Here is an 18,604-nt window from a genome sequence, read left to right on the forward strand (position 1 = left end):
AGTTAAGACTTCGGCAGAAGTTGGAATTTTCTTTCCAATTCGTTAAATTCCGTTATGAGGGGAACCCCCTTTGGAAGACTTTGCAAGACGTTTTTTCCATAGGACTTTGTATGCACCCGAGGGTCGAGAATACTCACCATTCCCGTATCCGACTGAGAGCGGATGAGACGACCGAATCCTTGGCGTAAGAGCAAACATGTTTTTGGAACTTGCATTTCCCAAAACGGACTTTTTCCCTTTCGTTCCATATCTTCCATCTTTGCTTGCAAAACAGGTTCCGTTGGCACCTGGAAGGGAAGTTTGGTCACAATTACGTTCCGGAGTTTATCTCCCTTAATGTCCACACCTTGCCAAAAACTAGAAACTCCAAAAAGCACACTCTTTTCATTGGCAAGGAACTCTCGTTTGGCGGCAATTGGACCCATTTCTGTTTGGGAAAAAATAGGATATGGAACCTGATGCCTTAACTCATCATAGAGTTCTGACAATAGTTTGTTGGATGTAAAAAGTACAAAGGCATCTCCTTCAGAAAGTTTGAGAAGGCGTGCGATCCAATAGGAAAGATCCGATTTATTTTTTCTCGGATCCTGGACAGGATCTGCTACTTGTTTGGGAACAAAAAGTAAGGAATGAGTGTTGTAAGCAAAAGGAGAAGCAAGTGTTTTGGTTTTGACCTCCGATGTTCCCACTTCTTTCAAAAAATACTGAAAGTTCCCTGCCGTCGGTGAGAGGGTAGCCGAAGTCATTACGACAGAATCCATATTGGGAAATAGTGTATTGGCCAAAATTTCATCGGTATTTTTCGGTTGAGAGAATAAATAATAGAATGGATCTTTTGCCGACTGCGGAGGTGGTTCAATCCAAAACACCAAGTTTGGATTGGTTTTTAATCGGAAGTCATTTAAAAAAGAGGAAGCCTTTTTTAGATTTCCAGAAACCATCTCTAAACCGAGAGCCATTTCTTTCTCTTCCATATCTTCACTATCTTTTTTATATTTAGAAAGTAGACTTTCCAATTGTGATGCTAAATCAGCTAAGGTATCTTCTAAAGCTCCATTATCGAGTTTGATTCGTTCAGTATGACGAGTGGAAAACTGATTGAATTGTAAAGGAATCGCAGAAAGTAACATACGGAAAAAATCATTCGCATAACCAATAGATGCTTCTACCGACTTCATTATTTTTTCGCTGTTTTTCAGTTTAAGAACAAGACCAGTCCGTTTTTCAGGGAAATAAAGATAGTGGAGTAAATTCATTAACAAGTCATAACGAATTTCTGATCCAAATGCTTTTCCCACAATTTCAGGAAAGGCGTGCGCTTCATCAATGACGAGTTGTGAAAATGCAGGAAGGAGTTTAAAATCTCCTGCCAAATGACTTGCCAGTAAGTGGTGGTTAACAATGAGAATATTGGCTTTTTTCCATTTTTCCTTTTCTAAAAAGTAATAAGAGGAACTGAAGTTAGGACAATTTCTCCCCAAACAGTTGTCAGACTCTCTAGAGACCGAGTTCCAAAAAGAATTGGATAAAAACCCATCAAATTCGGCACGAATTCCAGCCGTAGTCTGTTTTTCCCAATTCACAAAATATGGCAAAGAAGATTCCATCTCTGGCCCAAAATCACCACGTTCCATCACTCGACCATATTTTCGTTTGCAAAGATAATTACTCGCCCCAAGTGCCACCATAGCATTGATTGGGGCACCCAGTGCCTCAGAAACAAGAGGAATGTCTTTATAAAGTAATTGGTCTTGTAGTGCTTTTGTTTCTGTCGAAACGACAACGGTACATTCGTTTTCTAAAGAGAATAGGGCACTAGGAATCAAATATGCCAGGGATTTTCCCACACCAGTCCCCGCTTCTATCGCCCAATGAGAGCCAGTATTAAATGCGGATTCAATGGACGTTGACATATCCATCTGTTCTTTTCTAACTTCATAATCCTTCCAAAGTTTTGGAAGTTGGTTTTTAAATACAGTTTGTACGTCCAATCTAATGCCTGTTACGAAAAAGGAGAACAATACAAACAACTGTCAAACTGATCACGGAAACAAGAGATACTGCCATAATGAGTATCCCTTGCCAATTGAGTTCTTGGGGAGAAATATTCATGTGGCAACCTTATCCTTGGAATGGTTTAGAGCCTTGGAAACTAAAATATAGATGAATCCATAAATGATAAAAAGACCAATTACAACCGAACGAGCAACCACGGCTTTTGTTTTGGCATCTTCTACATTTTCTCCTTTGTTTTCCGCAAGAAGTCCCATAACTTCTGGATTCATTTTATCCAAATATTCAGGTAAGTTCATATAACAAAAGGAAACGAAGATAAAAAGTAGAAACCAAGGAGTGATGTACTTCAATACAAATCGAATCGAACGAGGAAATGGAATGAGGCTCCCTTCATTCGCATCCTTCACACCCCGATCCACACCAATCTTAAAAACAAAAATAAAAATTTGGATAGATGCCAAAATGTAAATCATTATGGTTCCGATATAAAAATCGGCAATGTCAAGGGCAGCAAAGTCTTTGTTGAAGTAAATGATAGGAAGGCAGAGACAAAATGTAAAAAGAAATAGAAGTAGGGAAGATTTCCTCCGACCAACATGAAATCCTTCTTCTAAAAATAAAATTCCAGGTTGTAACATGGTAACCGACGAAGTAATCGCTGCGAGAAACAATACAAGAAACCAGAGCCCTCCAAAAAAGGCACCACCGGGCATCATTCCAAAAACGGAAGGTAAAGCAATAAATCCCATTCCAAAAGTTCCAAAAGAAGTGGCCTGCATTCCTAAAAATAAAAATGCAACAGGGATGGTGATCATGCCACCAAACACCACTTCTGCGAATTCATTCAATGAAGCAGAGGATAAACTGGATAAAACAACATCGTCTTTTTTCTTTAAAAAACTAGAAAACACGAGAGCAATCCCAAACCCAGTGGATAAAGAAAAGAAAATTTGTCCTGCGGCGCTGATCCATACTTTTGGTTGGGTCAGTTTTGACCACTCGGGGTTCCACATAACAGCAAGGCCAGACTCAATTCCAGGAATGGTTAGAACACGAACAAGGATGATGGTGGCACAAATTCCCATAAGTGGCATGGCAATTTTAGCAAAGGCTTCCAGTCCTTTCGAAAGACCACGATAAACTAATAGAAAATTAAATAATACACAGAGGATAAAGAATACAAGGATCGGAGACTGGAAACTGGAACCATTGGCTTCGGCTCCCGTTAAATGCATAAAAAAAGTAGAGGCTTGTTTTGTCATCTCGTCTTGGGTAGACCCTGTCAGTGACATTTGCCCTGTAAGAAAATAATATGCGTAAGCCAAACACCAGGATTCAATGAATACATAGTACACATAAATCATCACAGGAATCATCACACCAATGGTTCCCGAAAGTTTGAGAGGGAATCCTTTTAGATACTCGCGAAAGATAAAGGGAGTGCTATGTCCATGTTTGCCACCCATGCGACCCATGGTCCACTCAGCCAAACAAACGGGAATTCCTAGAATGAGGAAACTAATGATGTATGGAACCATAAAGGCACCACCACCATTCTGTGCGGCTTGCCCAGGGAATCGTAAAAAATTTCCAAGTCCGATGGCACCACTTGCTACAGCCAAAATCAAACCGATACGACTTGCCCAGCCTTCTTGGTGGTGTTCCGCTTGTCTCTTTTCCATCAGGGACTATTGAATGTAGGAGGAATTATGTGACAAAATCTTTTTGTCTGAGAGAGAGAAAAAGCTAGGGCCCGTATGAGCCCCGCTTTGGTATTTTTCAAATTAGCCGAGAAATAGCTCGTTTTTTTCCATTTTCAGAACTTTGGAGACCAGATTCTTAAAATCTTCCGGTGGTTCCAAAAGTCCAAGTTCTACTTTTGACAAAAACGGAGTGGAAACCTTCAATTTCTTAGCGAAATCGTATTGTTTGATTCCTAACTCACGTCGGACTGCCCAAAGTTTGTTTTTCAATCCATTGGAAAACTCAGGATAGATGTCTTCCACTGCGCTTTCGTTAAAAAGCTTATCAACAGAGGTTTTGAGATATTTTGCACAAGACGACTTGAATTTTTCAGTCGGATCTTGGGCTCCAGTCTCAATTTTGGATAGGTAACTCGGAGAAACTCCTAGTGCCCTCGCCATATCGTACTGTTTGATACCTCTCTTCTTTCGAAGCATGTAAATGTGATTGTTCATTTATCCCCCCTAACAGTCAGAATATGTCAAATATGGCAAAATTCAATAAAAAAATTTTGCCATACTCCAAAACTTGCAGGGACTATAATGTAACTTCTTTTAAACGATCAGAAGCAATGACCAAGTTGTAAGTGGTCTTTAATCCAGAAACTTTTTGCTCAATAAATGAATTCCTTTGCGCTCCTTCCATTTCTGATTTGATTCGTTCACGAACTGCGCCATAAGGCTTAGGAATTCGATTTTGTGGGTTCTTTGGGTCTTGGTCAGCGTATGCGTATAATTTTCCTGCTTCGTAAGCATCTCGCATTTGAGCCTCAGTTACGGTCACAGGAATGGCTTTGATTTCATCTTGTAGCGATTTTAACGCCAAAGACACTTTCATTTTGTCCATTTGCATGAGATAACCAATCTCTGATCCCACATCTTGTACATCATCAGAAGTTTCAGCAATTTTTCCCTGGAGGATAGTAGATTGAAACAAATTGACCATATCCCAAGTTTTAGATTTTTCGTCTTTGTATTCTTGTTTTAGAATATTCGGAATCGCTTCAAAATCAGTCGACAAATCTTTCCAAGTGTAGTTTTTTCCATCACGAGTGGAATATAAAGTATAGTCTGGCGTAAATATTTTTGGATCGATATCGTTCGGACCAGTGAAACGTGGTAAATTAGCAACAGTGATTCCACTTTCTTCTGTAATTCGTTTCAGTTCTTTTTGGTATAATCCTTGTTCATACTCTTTCATGGTATGAGAAGCAAATTGATTGGCTTTGTCTGCTGATTCACCTTCTGTAAAATAAGTCACAGAAGCTTTTGTATCAGCATCGTCATGAGTTTTGCCATATTCAGCAGCTTCCGCTTTAAACTCATCAAAAATGGATGTGAAATATTTTTTTAATCTTTCTGGATGGACTTTCTCAGTACCTGTGGAACGAACTACATAAGCAATTCTTCCTTCACCTGCTTTAGCATAAGAAATAAAAGTCCCTTTTTTTGCTTTTTTTACTTCGGTTAAGATATCTTCCAAAGGTGTTTCTGCACAGTTGGTGCAAAAAGGTTCTAATTTCCCAGCAATTGGTCTTCTTGTAATGTCTTCTGTTACTTTTGAAATTTCTTCAGCAATTTCTTTATTTGAAAGTGAATTGAGTTTTGTTGCTAACTCTTCCGCTTTTTTCAAATTAGTTGCTTCGTCTTCTCCGCGAACTAGAGCTAATTGTAAATTTACAAATTCTAACGGTTTTTCTTTTAAACCATTTTTTACATACTCACGCATGTAAACGTTTAGTTTCAAAAATTGATTCACTAGAGATTCAATTTTTTGAACATCTGCTTCAGCAACTTTTTTGGTAGAGATAGCATCTTTTAGTAAGATTTTTTCTAAAGCGATACTTTCTAAAATTTTTGCTTGGATATCAGCACTAATCGGTTGCGGTTCTGTATTGCCTCGTTTGGAAGCCTCAATTACAAAGTTCATTTCTTTGCGAGTCACAGTTCCGCCATCAAATGTCGCAAGGATTTCAGAATCCTTAGAGCAATTGAGAAGTGGCACGAGTATCAAACCGAGCATACATACTCGAGTCAGAAGGTTGGTTAGATTCATTGGATTTCCTTGTCTATTTTTAAGTATTGTTTTAATATTTGCGGACAGGTTTTTCTGGTTTTTTGGGTTCTTGCGATTGCGGGAGTGTTTGTACCGGTTTCTCAGAAACAGCAGGAGATTTTTTGGCCAAAGCTTCGGGTCTAGAAACATTCAATTTGAGGATCTCTGATTTTTGATCTTCCAATTTATTCATTTCCGACGAAAACGTTTCTTTGAGGATGGGAGAATATTCCCGATCAGTGGCTAGGCGGTCGGTCAATTTTTTCAATTCAACTACGTCCCGATCCAGTTCTTCTAGTTTTTTGTATAAATGAGCAACAGTAACCTTCAAACACAGCTCCTTCCAAAAGTTTTATTTACTTGCAATAGAGTGCAAGAATGAAATAAGAAAAATAACAATTTTTATGAGCCTAGACGATTTAGTAGTTTCCACGGAAAAAATAGACACTGTGTATGTGACCAAATTGCAGGGAAACCTAAATAACTTCACTTCCGAGAAGTGCATCAAATCTGTGCTCAATTCCTTAAAACATGGATCCGTTATTTTGGATCTTGAGGAATTGAATATGGTAACCACTCAAGGGATCATCGCTTTCAAAACACTTAGCGAAGAAGCCTTTCTACATAAACACAAAATCATCTTAATCAATCTGCCGTTAAGCGTTAGACAAGCATTTTTAATGGCAGGAGTTCGTAATTTATTTCCCATCGCTAATAATGAAGAGGCCGCATTCAAAATGGCCTCAAGACCCAGTAGGTAAACCGTGAATTCAGGATTTAACTTTTTTCGTAAAATTTGGCATGTACTCGGGCTCATCATTCCCGTGACTCTTTTTTTTGATCCATTCAAGGATGCCTTCAGTCTAGTTTTTGCCACTAGGGCCATCTTAGTTTCCTTACTGGGAATCCTACTTGTCAGTTTATTGATTTTGGAATTTGTCAGACTGAATCACTCCGGTTTCGAAAATTTCTTTTATAAGTATTTTGGGTTCTTAATGAAAGAGTCAGAAAGAAAAAGATTCAATGGAACTGTTCCTTATTTTTTTGCCAACTTTCTTGTTGTTTTGTTTTTCCCAGCGGAAGTTGCCATTCTTGCGATTTTGTTTTTAGTGATTGGTGATCCTTTTGCGGCTTTTGTTGGAAGTAAGTATGGGAAACATCGATTTTATAATGGGAAGTCACTCGAAGGAATCATTGGATTTTTATTCCCTGCATTTATATTTTCAATCCTTGCACTTTTTCTTATCACAAAGTCCGAGCCAGGAAGTTTCCTTGCGATCTTGGATGGCCAGGGAAACCTTCTTTGGACACCCATTTATCTAGTATTCTTTTCTGTAGTTTCAGCCTGTGTGACAGAGTTTTTTGCAAATACTACAGCCAAAGGCCTAGTGGATGACAACCTTCTTATCCCGATTGTCGGTGCAGTTGTGCTTTCCGTTTTATCCTTATTGTATTTGGATTATACTCCCATGGATTTTTTCTTTGATCCAAAGGCTCTTTACATTCAAAAATAAAAATTTGGTCTTTCGTGTTACTTAAGGTTTGATCGAAGTTACTTCCTTCCATTAAAAAAGGAAGGGGTAAGATTTCGACATTGGATGAAACTTACTTCCAGTGAAGTTCGACGATTCTTTGTTTGGTGATTGGTTCCATTCCAGGAACCAATACTTTATATTCCAAAGAAATGGGCCCAAGATCCTCTAATTGAAAAGGGGACTTTTCCATTCCTTTATGACGAAACTCTTCTTTCAAAAGGGCTCCTAAATAGTGAAAGGAAACTACAACATTGTTTTGGAATAAATTCCCTTCCATCCGTTCAGAAGAATTTCCATACTTCAAATAGGCTACATATCCAGAACGAAAGGTATCTTTTCCTAGGCCATTGTAAGGTTTGGAAAGCACCAATCGAAATCCGGGTGTTTCTCTTGCCGTAAAATACAAAAAATTTCCAAAGTCTTCGTATGTGGGATTTTCTTTTTTAAATAATTTCTTTTCTAGATAAACAACATCTTTTACTGTTTTGGGTTCTGTACAATCCAAAGGTTCATTGAAATTATCACAGAACTGAAAAGGATCTGTGGTCATTCCCGAACAGTTGTATATGGAGAATCCCAACCCAATGACGAAACTAAATAAGAAAGCCTGATAGGTTTTCTTTACATTCAAATTAAGATTTGAATTTATTGAACTCATAGGATTCTCTTAGGGTATTAAAAAAATAACTTACATCTCTTTCTCTAAAATAATTTTGAGCCGAATTTGCGACGACTAATTGGTTTCTCGAAAAATGATAAATCGTCTCTCCGTAAACCCCTTGGAACAAATAAGTGCGATGAAAATCATCCTTTGATTTCGCTATTACAATGTTATGCGAAGTGACGTAACCCGGAATCAGAAGGAAAGTTTGGTCTTTTTTTTGTAATAGAGTTTGAAACTCTAAACAATCCTTCTTTTTTTCAACCAGTTCCTCTCTGTGAATTCTTTGTTTGAAGGAAAGAACTTTTGTAAATCGTCCCGGATAAGCAAATTCCCTTTCTGTTTCATCAGGGGTCCATTTCGGAAGGAGGACAGATTCGTAGAGAATTTTAGAAAACCTTTTTTCAGCAAGAGCCTTCAACTCAAAGAGGATTCCTTCCTCTTGGTAGGAAAGAATCACAAAAAAAGAGGCTCCCGGTGGTCTTTCTAAAATCTCTTGAGGCATGGTTTACTCTTCCGTCACTCCTGTAATGGTAAATCCATCCAGAAGCATATAAGGAACAAAAGACGATTCCCCCAAAAGTTCTCCTTCTTTGGAAATTGCTTCAATTTGATTCAATGCTTCAAAAGCATTTCCCACAATTTGTACCTCTCTGACCGGGACTTTCTCTCCATTTTCTAAAAGGTATCCCCCTTTGATCACTCCCGAAAAATCACCGGAAGCTCCATCTTTAGTTCCCGAAATTCGGTTCACAAATAGAGTTTTTCCAGGGAGTTTAAAAAATTCATCTTTTGCTGAGTTGCCGGGTGCAATCTGTAATTGTTTTGGGCCACAACCAGGAAGGCTTTGGGCACCTCCAGTCGCAGATCCATTGGATTTAGGAAGCCCGGCTTTTTTAGCTTCGTAAGTATTGTAGAAGTAAGTATTTAAAACTCCCTCTGTTAGGACTGACTTTTTAGAAGTAGGTAGACCCTCCCGATCAAAACCAGTTGATCCCATAAAACCATTGTTTGTTGGATCATCCCAAATAGAGAGTAAAGAAGAGGCAACTTTTTTACCTAACTGATCCGCCATTTTGGATTTCCCTTTGCGAAGGCTTGTTCCATTTAAAGAACCAATAAAAAGTCCGAGAAAAAATGAATACACGGCATCGGGAGGAAGTAAAACCTTTCCTTGAAATCCAGAGATGGGTTTGGCATAAAGTGCCCCCATACATTTGTCTCCAAAATTCATAAAAGCTTTTTTCCATAGAGTTTGGAACTGGTTTTTGTCAAACCCACTCGCAGAATCATAATCAAAACTTCCGACTAGATCTCCATCCACACCCATTCCCATCACGGAAGCAGAAAGTTCAGCACCCAACTCATGGGCCATCACTCCTTTGGAAGAAACAATGAGTTTATAACCTTTGCTAAGCGAAAAGTCTCCAGAGTCGATATTCACCTTGGAATAAAGATCATTTCTCCATCCCAGTGCTTCTTTAGCGGAAGCGACCAAATCCTCAATTCCCATTTTGTCTAAGGATTCATCATATTGGTTGAAATGATTTTGGATGGATTCAGGTTCTGGAAGTCCTAAATCCAAATCAGGAGTGGATTGGCTTTTAGCCAAACTATAGGCTTCTTCAATGGACTCGTAAAGACTAGGGATATGATTGGAGATGATAAATCCTTGGTTTCCCTCAGTGATCACACGAATTCCAAACATATTTTCTTCGGTCGCAGTACAGTTGTTTAAGTCATTTTTTTCTAAACTGACATCTTCCGAATATCCGTAACTGGAATAAATCTCTACCTGGTCGATCCCGTTTGTTTTTGCTTTTTTGACTAAATTAGAAAGTAAATCTTTTTGGTCGTTCAAACGTTTTTCAATCGATTTACGATCCATTATTTACCACCTAACAATACTTTTGTGCGAACATAAGGACCACCCGCATCTACTTTTGCTGGTTGTCCTTTCCCACAGTGCCCTGAACCCAAATCCCATTTGAATTCTTTGGAGACCATATCTACATTTTGTAAAACATCAAAGGCAAGGCCAGATACTGTCACACCCTTCAAAAGATCCGTGATCTTTCCATTTTGGATGCGGTAGGCTTTTTGAACGGCAAACATAAATTCACCCGTTGCATCCGCTTGGCCATTTTTGGCACCGTCTAGATAGTATCCGTCTTTGGTGTTTGCGATCATTTCTTCCAAACTGGAATTCCCTGGCATAAGGAAAGTGTTTCGCATACGAATGAGGGGAACATCACCATACTCCCAAGCCCTTGCTGATCCCGTTGGTGCCACTCCAAATCGTTCTGCCGTTTCCCGGTTGTGGAGGTAAGAAGAAAGGATTCCGTTTTTAATGATAACAGTGTTTGTCGGAATGACCCCTTCATCGTCCACAGGAATGGAACCACCAGCCCCTTCATAGTATTCAGAAAATCCAGAGTCGCATAACGTCACTAAGTCGGAACCAACTCTATGTCCGATCTTTCCTTGGGCCACAGATCCAGATAAAACAAAATCAGCTTCTACCGTATGGCCAATGGCTTCGTGAACAAGAAGACCCACAATTGACGGGGATAAAATCACTGTGGAGAGACCGCCATCGGGGAGAGAACTGGAAAGTAGATCCACAGCCGTTTTGCAGGCCTCATCCGAAATCTCTGTCGGAGACTGGGAACGAAAGAGGCAGTCCCAACCTCCAGTCACACCAATCGAATGAGAACCAGATTCCATCTTTCCATCATCTTTGGCAACGGCAGAGACTCGAAATTCTGGTCTTACCATACTAAAAAAACTATCTGCTCCATCTGTGGTAACAATTGCTTTCTCTTCATATATTTCAGAATACCCGCAACCCACGGACTGGAGCTTAGCCGATTGTTTGGCGGCAGCATTTTGAATATCGAGAACGAGTTTTAGTTTTTCCTCTACGGTTCGGTTACGAAAGTCTTCGATCCCTTTGCCAATAAAATCACCAATGGCAAAATTTGCCTTTGGCAAATTGGGAATTTTATCTTTTCGGAGAGCTGAAGATAGGCGAGCCGCTTTTTTGGCCACTTGGATGGCATTTTGGATGGAAGATTTGGAAATTTCACTGGTGGATGCAAAACCCCAAGTTCCCGCTTCTAAAACACGAACACCGACACCTGTTCTTTTGCGTAGGGCAGTGGATTCCACCCGTCCCCTTTCAGCAAAGAAGGAACGACTTTCTTTATGGTGGTATCTGAGTTCCACAAATCCGGACTCTTCGGCCAAACATTCTTTTAATAGGTTCCGCATACGTCCCTTCCTTAAATTTTAATTACAATGATGATTACGATTTGATTTGAGAATCAAAAAAATCGAGGAGGATCCGAGGAAGCCATCTTCCTTCTGGATTGTCCGGGGAGGGATCGCTGATAAATCCAACATGTCCCCCTTTTTCCGTAAGAACCGTTTGTATGAGCGGGTAAGACTTCCATCGAATTTCATGCCAAACTTCCGAAGGAACCACCGGGTCATCATCGGCATGGACAATGAGACCAGGAACTTTGATTCCCCCTAGATATTTGACACTGGAACAAATATTGTAGTATTCCAATACATTCGCATAACCTGAAATTGGTGCTGTGAAAAAATCATCAAAATCAAAAAAGGATTTACTTCGTAAAACTCTTTCTTTCATTTTATCTGAGATTTCATAAACCCCAGAGGTTACCTTTTCTTTCATAGTATCCAGAAAATGATCCCGGTAAAAATTTCCGGCTCTTGAATCAATAAAGTCACAACTACGTTTTAAATCCAAAGGAGGGGATGTGGCCGAAAATGCCTTGGAATAGTGTTCCCTTTTTTCTCCAAAAAATTTGATCACCAGATTGGCTGATAAAGAAAATCCTGAAACAAATATGGATCTAGTAAAATGTTTATAAATGTATTTTAATACAGCATCCAAATCTTCTGATTGGCCGGCATTATATGGTTTTTTGGCAATCCCAAGGCCACGACCACAGTTACGCAAATTCATCCGCACAACTCCATAACCACGATTCAGTGCTTCTTTTCCTGCACTCACCATATAATGGGATTCCGAACTTCCTTCCATTCCATGAACGAGAAGTAAGTAATGCCCGTTCCATTTGGAGGCTTTTTTTCGAACTTGGGAAAGAGGAGGGTTGTGTTCTAACCAAAGCAGATCCCCAGACCCATCGTTAGTGGGAATGAGGATACTCTCTGAATAATACTCATCCTCCAAAGAATTGTCTGGAGGAAAAAGTACGTTGTAGACAGTTTGTAAATGTCTACCTTCTAAAAATCTTCTAGGTTTAAATTCTCTGTTAGACGACGTCAATTGTGTTTACGATCTTATCTACAATCCCGTAAGCCAAAGCTTGGTCGGCATCCATATAATAATCGCGATCGGTGTCTTCCACCAATTGTTCGTAGGTTTTGCCACAAGCATCCGCTAACATTTGATTGAGTTTTTCTTTGGTTTTGACAATGTCCTGTGCATGGATGAGTAAATCTGTAGCCGGAGCTTGGATCTGTCCGCCAATGGAAGGTTGGTGGATCATCACTCGACCGTTAGGCCAAATGTAACGATTTCCTTTTTTCCCGCCAATGAGAAGGATGGAACCCATAGAAGCTGCCATTCCCATACATACCGTATGCACTGGTGAGGAAATCATTTGCATTGTGTCGTAGACAACAAGGCCTGAAGTAACAACACCACCAGGGCTATTGATATAAAACGTAATTGGTTTTCCAGGATCTACCATTTCCAAATACATAAGTTTGGCGGTGAGTTCCTTAGAGGATTCGTCAGTGACAGGACCCCAGAGAAAGATTTTCCTTTTTTCCAGGAACTTCTTTCCCATGTTTTTATCGCTAATGAGATCTTGGATGGTTTCGGTGATTTCTTTTTCTGGTGTTTCTTCTTCTGCCATATTAATTCAGTCTTTTGTGATTAGACATAGGTTGCAAGCGTTTCAGCTTAAAGTAAACGCCTAGAATCAGGAAAACACTGAAAGAAATAAAAAAGAAACGTAATAAAAAGAGGGGAGGTTCTTTCCATTCCCCACTGAGGCCAGCTGTCCGTAAAGAAGTAGGAATCACCTTGGGTTTTTCCGGTGCTTGCGAGATTGATTCTTCAAATTTCAATACATGTGCCGTTTCAGAAAGTAGATAATACTTCCTAGCTTCCTGTTCTAAGGCATAAGCGTCATTTTTTAGGCGGCGTTCTTTTTCTTCCAACCCTTGGTTTTCGACCACAAGCCTCTCTACCTCTGCATTGAGATTTTGTAATTCTTTCTCAAGGCGCATACGTTCGGCAACCCCCGACTCGGACAAAAGTCCGAGATAGAGACCAGCACAAATATAAGTTACAAGTAAGGAGGCTTTCGTTGGTGTCATATTACCTTAGGTTGTAAAAAGTATTTACTCCGCTATAAGTCGCATTTTTACCGAGTTCTTCTTCGATGCGAAGGAGTTCGTTGTATTTTGCAATTCGGTCTGTTCTGCTGAGTGATCCTGTTTTGATCTGACCGGAATTGGTTGCCACAGCGATATGGGAAATGGTCGCATCTTCCGTTTCTCCAGATCTATGGGAAACCACAGCCGTATACTGGGCTTTTTTCGCCATTTCAATGGCACTGAGGGTTTCTGTGAGTGTTCCGATTTGGTTCACTTTGATGAGGATGGAGTTACCAATCCCTTTATCGATCCCTTGGGCGAGTTTTTTGATATTGGTTACGAACAAATCATCCCCCACAAGTTGGATCTTTTTTCCCAGTTTTTCGGAAAGTTTTTTCCAGCCTGTCCAATCGTTTTCATCTAGGCCGTCTTCCATGGTAATGATCGGATACTTGGACACTAAATTTGAGTAGTATTCTACCAGTTCTTCTGCAGTCTTTTCTGGTTTTTTCTCCGCTTTGAGAACATATTTCTTTTTCTTCTCATCGTAGAACTCAGAAGCAGCGCAGTCCAAACCAATTTTGATATCAAGGTCCGGTTTGTATCCAACCTTTTCAATGGCAGTTAGGATGACCTCAATGGCTTCACTATTGCTAGTTAGGTTTGGAGCAAATCCACCTTCGTCACCCACAGCGGTATTCAGTCCTTTTCCTTTGAGAACAGACTTTAAACTATGGAAAACTTCCGCACCCATCCGAAGGGCTTCGCGGAAATTGGGAGCCGATACAGGGAGAATCATAAATTCTTGAAAGTCGATATTGTTATCTGCGTGAGCACCACCATTGATGATATTCATCATAGGAACTGGAAGTTCACGAGCAAAGGTTCCTCCGATATAACGATAGAGTGGAAGGCCTGTATGTGCAGCGGCCGCTTTTGCCACAGCCATAGAAACCCCAAGAAGTGCATTGGCACCTAACTTAGATTTATTGGCTGTTCCATCTAGGGAAATCATAGTTCCATCGATGAGGAGTTGGTTTGTTGCCGAAAGGCCTAAGATGGATTTGGAAATTTTAGAATTTACATTTTCTACGGCTTTGAGTACACCTTTTCCGGAGTATCTTTTTTTATCACCGTCACGAAGTTCTACGGCTTCGTGTTCACCAGTTGACGCACCAGAGGGAACCGCCGCACGACCAAAGGAACCGTCTTCGAGTGTGACATCCACTTCAACGGTTGGATTTCCTCTGGAATCCATGATTTCACGGGCTTTGACGGAACGAATGCTATCTTTTTGGGACATCGGGAATTGTTTCTCCTAAGGGATAATTTCCTCCCAGTGTTAGGAATTTTAAGCCTCTGACAATAAACTTTTTCGACAAAGAGCCTAGTTCCAGGAAAATGACTTAAAAAGAAGAGGGAACCGTGAACGAACGCCAAAAATTCACCCGCAATTTTTCCATCATCGCCCATGTCGACCATGGAAAATCCACTCTGGCGGATCGTTTGCTTGAGATTGGTCTTGTCACCGACCAAAGGACAAAAAAAGACCAAATCCTCGATTCCATGGACATCGAAAGAGAACGTGGGATTACCATCAAAGCGAACAATGCGTCCTTCGATTACCATGCCAAAGATGGAAATATTTATCACCTAAATTTAATTGATACCCCAGGCCACGTGGACTTTACGTACGAAGTGTCTCGTTCCCTGGCTGCCTGCGAAGGGGTTCTTCTCATTGTGGATGCAAGCCAAGGGGTGGAAGCCCAAACTTTGGCGAATTTATATTTAGCGATGGATTTAGATCTTCGCATAATTCCCGTTATTAACAAAATCGATCTTCCTTCTGCTGATATTGACAAATGTAAATTGATGATCGAAGAGTCGTTGGGCTTAAATCCCGACGAGGCCATCCCGATTTCTGCAAAAACAGGACTGAACGTACAAGATGTTTTAGAGGCTATTTCTTACCTCCTTCCACCTCCTAAAGGGGATGTGGATGCTCCACTCAAAGCACTGATCTACGATTCCTTCTTTGATACCTATATGGGTGTTGTCGCAAAAGTTCGGTTATATGATGGAAAACTTCGTAAAGGCGAAATGATCCATATGATGAACATTGGCCGCCAGTTTACTGTGACTGAAGTGGGAATCAACCGACTTTCCATGGTAGCTTGCGAAGAACTCCAAGCAGGTGACGTAGGTTATGTGGTCGCTGGTATGAAAAAGATGGGAGATGCCAAAACAGGGGACACAATCACCCATGCCAATAGACAAACGGCGGAAGATGTCAAAGGATTTAAAGATGCAAAACCTATGGTATTTGCAGGGTTATTTCCCATTAATGGGGAAGACTTTGACGCCCTTGTAGATGCCATCGAAAAACTAAAGTTAAACGATTCGGCTCTCACATTTGAAAGAGAAAATTCTGCAGCCCTTGGGTTTGGATTTCGTGTGGGTTACTTGGGACTTCTTCATATGGAAATTGTCCAAGAACGTTTGGAAAGAGAATTTAATTTAGCCCTTATTACCACAGCTCCATCAGTTAAATTTCGAATCACAACGACAAAGGATGATGTGATCGAAGTGGATAACCCTAGCAAATGGCCCGATCCCATATTAATTGGGAAATCTGAAGAACCTTTTGTCAAAGCCACCATCATCGCTCCCGAATCGTACGTCGGAAATATCATGTCCCTTGTGATTGAAAAACGAGGAATCCATATGGATACGGTTTATCTCTCCAAAGACAAACTCCAACTCACCTATGAACTCCCTTTAGCAGAACTTATCTTTGAATTCTACGATAAACTCAAATCTTATACCAAAGGCTATGCCTCTTTGGATTACGAAGAAGTGGGGTATCGAGATTCCAAACTCGTGCGGATGGATATCCTAGTGAATGGGGAACCAGTGGATGCACTCTCCTCGATTGTCCACAAATCCAAAGCGGAAGAACGGGGGCGGGTCATCATTGAAAAATTAAAAGACCTGATCCCTCGCCATCAGTTTATGATTCCATTGCAAGCGGCTATTGGTTCCAAAGTGGTAGCCCGAGAAAGTATTTCTGCCCTTCGTAAAAACGTAACTGCCAAGTGTTACGGTGGGGACATTTCTCGTAAGAAAAAACTTCTGGAGAAACAAAAAGAAGGAAAGAAACGTATGAAACAAATTGGAAACGTAGAAATCCCTCAGGAAGCCTTCTTATCCATTTTAAAAACCGGGGACTAGGATTCACAAATTCACTTTTTTCCCGGAACTTCCCATCCAAATTTCTGAAGTTCCAGGACTTGCCCCCTTTAACTTAAGGATGATCCGTGATGACCTACTTCCCTTTGGTTTTGGAACCAAGTGGCGAAAGGCTTTTGGTATTTTCCAGTATTTGCAAAAAAATCAGATTCACAAAGTTCTCCTTTGGGGTGCCATCCACGGAAACTATTTAGCAAGTTTTACCTGTATTCTTCGTCGCAGCGGAATCACCATAGATACGATTGCCTATACAAGGGATCCCCATCTTCGGTCGTATAATGAAAGATTGGTTCGAGGTCATTCTCATACTATAAGCTGTTATGCGAATCGAAAGGAAGCTCATGCGGTTTGGTTAGATAAGAAAAAAAATTACCCAGGTCTATCTTTACCGGAATTTGGAATCCACGTTGGACAAAATCTCGGGCTCCGTTCTTTCTGGCAGGAACTGGAGAAAAAAATCTCTCAGTCTCTAGATACCTCTCTAGATCAGAAGGATGCAAATTCACCTACCAATCAAAAAATCAAAGCCATCCTACGAATGGAAATCGGATCTGGAGCGACCTTTCTTTCTGCCCTAGATTATTTTAAAGAAACATCGATCCTTGTCCAAGGAGTGATGGTAGGAGAAAAAAAGGAAACTTGGATATCCAAAAGGGAAGATTTACAAAAACAATTAGGCCTCAGAACCATTGCCGCAAGCGAAGGGCAGATTTTGGAAATCGTGAAAGAAAACAAATCCAAAATAGAATCTGAAAAGGATAAGGTCACAAAGACAGTATCCTTTGGGAAACAAACCCAAGTCCAAAAACAGTGGATTTACGATTTTTATCGAAATACAGATATTCTCTTAGAACCCATATATAGTGGAATGACGATGAACCCCTTACTACGGGAAATACACGAAATGCAATTATCTCCGTCTTCTGTAATGCAAACATCTCCCATTTTTTACCTCCACCAAGGAGGCCAAATCCAACATCTAGATTTGATTTTGGAAAAGGAACCCCGATGAATTCTTTCGATAGACCACTTGTTTCCATCATTATACCCACCTATAACCGAAAGACCGTCGTCGACAGAGCCATCGAATCCGTGATAAAACAAACCTATCCCCACTGGGAACTCCATATTGTCGACGATGGATCGGACGATGATACATGGAAAGACCTACTTTCCAAACTTCCTGGTTGGAAAGGAAAACTCTCCTCTTTTGGTAGAAACAAAAAATCCATCCAAGTCCACCAAACAGAACATAGGGGAGTAAGTGGGGCAAGAAACTTTGGAATGGGAAGGGCAGAGGGTGAGTGGATTGCCTTTTTAGATTCGGATGACGAGTGGTATCCCGAAAAACTTTCCAAACAAATGGAATTTCATAAATCCCATCCTGAAATTTTATTTTCCCAAACGAGGGAGGTCTGGAACAAAAAAGGCAATTTAATGGAGCCCAAAGGAAAATACAGGAAACTCCCTGGATGGTTTTTAAAAGAGTCCTTGGAACTTTGTATGGTGACCACTTCCAGTTTTTTTGCCTATAAACCAACCTTGGAAACCTTTGGAGGATTTCGCATTGAACTACCCGTATGCGAAGATTACGATTTATGGAACCGGATTTTGTTATCTGGCCATCCCATTGGTTTAATCGATGAAAACTTAATGGTCCGTTATGGTGGTAGCGATGACCAACTTTCGAATCAGTACCAAGCACTCGAAAGATTTCGTTTGTATTCGCTACTACTTACGAAAGAGGAATTCCTAGAAATGGGAAAATGGGAATTATTAAAACCACTCACAAAATCCCTTTTTCAAAATGCGATTCAGTCTCGGATGGACACCATGCTCCAAGGCCGAACCAAAAGAGGAAAAGATACAGAATGGATCCAAAATTTACTTACCAATTTTTTATCAGAAAAACCAATTTCGAAAAAAGATTTATCCGCTTTGTTAGTTGACTCTCTATTTTGAT

18 protein-coding genes are annotated in these 18,604 nt (G+C 40.4%); 5 read left to right on the forward strand and 13 right to left on the reverse strand.

Annotated features, from left to right (window positions below; all coding sequences use genetic code 11):
* Positions 1-2: 2 nt before the first annotated feature.
* From EHQ16_RS16515 to EHQ16_RS16535, 5 genes are all read right to left on the reverse strand, one after another.
* Complete coding sequence (locus EHQ16_RS16515; protein ID WP_135632304.1) at positions 3-1,991, reverse strand: ATP-dependent DNA helicase; 1,989 nt, start codon at positions 1,989-1,991, stop codon at positions 3-5.
* A gap of 117 nt (positions 1,992-2,108) precedes the next feature.
* Positions 2,109-3,698 carry a sodium:neurotransmitter symporter family protein gene (locus tag EHQ16_RS16520; RefSeq protein WP_135632305.1) on the reverse strand — a complete coding sequence of 530 codons (1,590 nt, stop codon included), beginning with the start codon at positions 3,696-3,698 and terminating at the stop codon, positions 2,109-2,111.
* Between the two features lie 102 nt (positions 3,699-3,800).
* Positions 3,801-4,196 carry a helix-turn-helix domain-containing protein gene (locus tag EHQ16_RS16525; RefSeq protein ID WP_015678327.1) on the reverse strand — a complete coding sequence of 132 codons (396 nt, stop codon included), beginning with the start codon at positions 4,194-4,196 and terminating at the stop codon, positions 3,801-3,803.
* Between the two features lie 100 nt (positions 4,197-4,296).
* Complete coding sequence (locus EHQ16_RS16530; RefSeq protein ID WP_135632306.1) at positions 4,297-5,814, reverse strand: LIC12015 family putative lipoprotein; 1,518 nt, start codon at positions 5,812-5,814, stop codon at positions 4,297-4,299.
* Between the two features lie 31 nt (positions 5,815-5,845).
* Entirely contained in the window at positions 5,846-6,145 is a 300-nt protein-coding gene (locus tag EHQ16_RS16535; RefSeq protein WP_135632307.1) for a hypothetical protein, read from the reverse strand.
* Positions 6,146-6,218: 73 nt separating this feature from the next.
* On the opposite strand from EHQ16_RS16535, the gene EHQ16_RS16540 reads away from it, so the two are divergent.
* Both EHQ16_RS16540 and EHQ16_RS16545 read left to right on the forward strand, forming a co-directional pair.
* Positions 6,219-6,575: an STAS domain-containing protein gene (locus EHQ16_RS16540; protein WP_100742913.1), complete on the forward strand. Its 357-nt coding sequence runs from the start codon at positions 6,219-6,221 to the stop codon at positions 6,573-6,575.
* A 3-nt stretch (positions 6,576-6,578) separates the two neighbouring features.
* Positions 6,579-7,328 carry a diacylglycerol/polyprenol kinase family protein gene (locus EHQ16_RS16545; RefSeq protein WP_135632308.1) on the forward strand — a complete coding sequence of 250 codons (750 nt, stop codon included), beginning with the start codon at positions 6,579-6,581 and terminating at the stop codon, positions 7,326-7,328.
* A 91-nt stretch (positions 7,329-7,419) separates the two neighbouring features.
* Here EHQ16_RS16545 and EHQ16_RS16550 read toward each other — a convergent pair whose 3' ends face one another.
* The 8 genes from EHQ16_RS16550 to eno all read right to left on the reverse strand — a co-directional run bounded on the left by EHQ16_RS16550 (position 7,420) and on the right by eno (position 14,695).
* The gene (locus EHQ16_RS16550) at positions 7,420-7,899 is read right to left on the reverse strand and encodes a hypothetical protein (protein WP_135632932.1); all 480 of its coding nucleotides are present in this window, start codon (positions 7,897-7,899) and stop codon (positions 7,420-7,422) included.
* A gap of 82 nt (positions 7,900-7,981) precedes the next feature.
* On the reverse strand, positions 7,982-8,515 hold the full coding sequence (locus EHQ16_RS16555; protein WP_135632309.1) for a DUF4416 family protein: 534 nt from the start codon (positions 8,513-8,515) through the stop codon (positions 7,982-7,984).
* 3 nt (positions 8,516-8,518) lie between these two features.
* Complete coding sequence (locus tag EHQ16_RS16560; protein ID WP_135632310.1) at positions 8,519-9,898, reverse strand: TldD/PmbA family protein; 1,380 nt, start codon at positions 9,896-9,898, stop codon at positions 8,519-8,521.
* Complete coding sequence (locus EHQ16_RS16565) at positions 9,898-11,283, reverse strand: TldD/PmbA family protein (protein ID WP_135632311.1); 1,386 nt, start codon at positions 11,281-11,283, stop codon at positions 9,898-9,900. Before EHQ16_RS16565 ends, EHQ16_RS16560 begins: the two co-directional genes overlap by 1 nt.
* Before the next feature lie 34 nt (positions 11,284-11,317).
* Positions 11,318-12,331 carry a YheT family hydrolase gene (locus EHQ16_RS16570; RefSeq protein ID WP_167482670.1) on the reverse strand — a complete coding sequence of 338 codons (1,014 nt, stop codon included), beginning with the start codon at positions 12,329-12,331 and terminating at the stop codon, positions 11,318-11,320.
* Positions 12,318-12,926 carry a ClpP family protease gene (locus EHQ16_RS16575; RefSeq protein ID WP_135632313.1) on the reverse strand — a complete coding sequence of 203 codons (609 nt, stop codon included), beginning with the start codon at positions 12,924-12,926 and terminating at the stop codon, positions 12,318-12,320. The genes EHQ16_RS16570 and EHQ16_RS16575 overlap by 14 nt, the downstream gene beginning before the upstream one ends.
* Before the next feature lies 1 nt (position 12,927).
* Positions 12,928-13,392 (reverse strand): FtsB family cell division protein, encoded by a 465-nt coding sequence (locus EHQ16_RS16580; protein WP_135632314.1) that lies wholly within the window; start codon positions 13,390-13,392, stop codon positions 12,928-12,930.
* A gap of 1 nt (position 13,393) precedes the next feature.
* Positions 13,394-14,695, reverse strand: a complete 1,302-nt coding sequence (gene eno / locus EHQ16_RS16585; protein WP_135632315.1) for a phosphopyruvate hydratase — start codon at positions 14,693-14,695, stop codon at positions 13,394-13,396.
* A 122-nt stretch (positions 14,696-14,817) separates the two neighbouring features.
* Here eno and lepA point away from each other — a divergent pair, with 122 nt between their 5' ends.
* The 3 genes from lepA to EHQ16_RS16600 all read left to right on the forward strand — a co-directional run bounded on the left by lepA (position 14,818) and on the right by EHQ16_RS16600 (position 18,603).
* Complete coding sequence (gene lepA, locus EHQ16_RS16590; protein ID WP_135632316.1) at positions 14,818-16,623, forward strand: translation elongation factor 4; 1,806 nt, start codon at positions 14,818-14,820, stop codon at positions 16,621-16,623.
* 79 nt (positions 16,624-16,702) lie between these two features.
* Entirely contained in the window at positions 16,703-17,653 is a 951-nt protein-coding gene (locus tag EHQ16_RS16595) for a hypothetical protein (RefSeq protein ID WP_244242117.1), read from the forward strand.
* Positions 17,650-18,603, forward strand: coding sequence for a glycosyltransferase family 2 protein (locus EHQ16_RS16600; protein WP_135632318.1), 954 nt, complete (start codon positions 17,650-17,652; stop codon positions 18,601-18,603). Before EHQ16_RS16595 ends, EHQ16_RS16600 begins: the two co-directional genes overlap by 4 nt.
* Position 18,604 lies beyond the last annotated feature (1 nt).

The sequence above is a fragment of the Leptospira kanakyensis genome, from assembly GCF_004769235.1.
Classification (GTDB): Bacteria; Spirochaetota; Leptospiria; order Leptospirales; family Leptospiraceae; genus Leptospira_A; species Leptospira_A kanakyensis.

Bases quoted from the DNA above. Each gene is read 5' to 3' on its own strand.
- eno (WP_135632315.1), bottom strand. From the start codon at position 14,695: ATGTCCCAAAAAGATAGCATTCGTTCCGTCAAAGCCCGTGAAATCATG.
- EHQ16_RS16530 (WP_135632306.1), bottom strand. From the start codon at position 5,814: ATGAATCTAACCAACCTTCTGACTCGAGTATGTATGCTCGGTTTGATA.
- EHQ16_RS16595 (WP_244242117.1), top strand. From the start codon at position 16,703: ATGATCCGTGATGACCTACTTCCCTTTGGTTTTGGAACCAAGTGGCGA.
- EHQ16_RS16600 (WP_135632318.1), top strand. From the start codon at position 17,650: ATGAATTCTTTCGATAGACCACTTGTTTCCATCATTATACCCACCTAT.
- EHQ16_RS16520 (WP_135632305.1), bottom strand. From the start codon at position 3,698: ATGGAAAAGAGACAAGCGGAACACCACCAAGAAGGCTGGGCAAGTCGT.
- EHQ16_RS16580 (WP_135632314.1), bottom strand. From the start codon at position 13,392: ATGACACCAACGAAAGCCTCCTTACTTGTAACTTATATTTGTGCTGGT.
- EHQ16_RS16575 (WP_135632313.1), bottom strand. From the start codon at position 12,926: ATGGCAGAAGAAGAAACACCAGAAAAAGAAATCACCGAAACCATCCAA.
- EHQ16_RS16560 (WP_135632310.1), bottom strand. From the start codon at position 9,898: ATGGATCGTAAATCGATTGAAAAACGTTTGAACGACCAAAAAGATTTA.
- EHQ16_RS16565 (WP_135632311.1), bottom strand. From the start codon at position 11,283: ATGCGGAACCTATTAAAAGAATGTTTGGCCGAAGAGTCCGGATTTGTG.
- EHQ16_RS16525 (WP_015678327.1), bottom strand. From the start codon at position 4,196: ATGCTTCGAAAGAAGAGAGGTATCAAACAGTACGATATGGCGAGGGCA.
- EHQ16_RS16540 (WP_100742913.1), top strand. From the start codon at position 6,219: ATGAGCCTAGACGATTTAGTAGTTTCCACGGAAAAAATAGACACTGTG.
- EHQ16_RS16555 (WP_135632309.1), bottom strand. From the start codon at position 8,515: ATGCCTCAAGAGATTTTAGAAAGACCACCGGGAGCCTCTTTTTTTGTG.
- EHQ16_RS16550 (WP_135632932.1), bottom strand. From the start codon at position 7,899: ATGACCACAGATCCTTTTCAGTTCTGTGATAATTTCAATGAACCTTTG.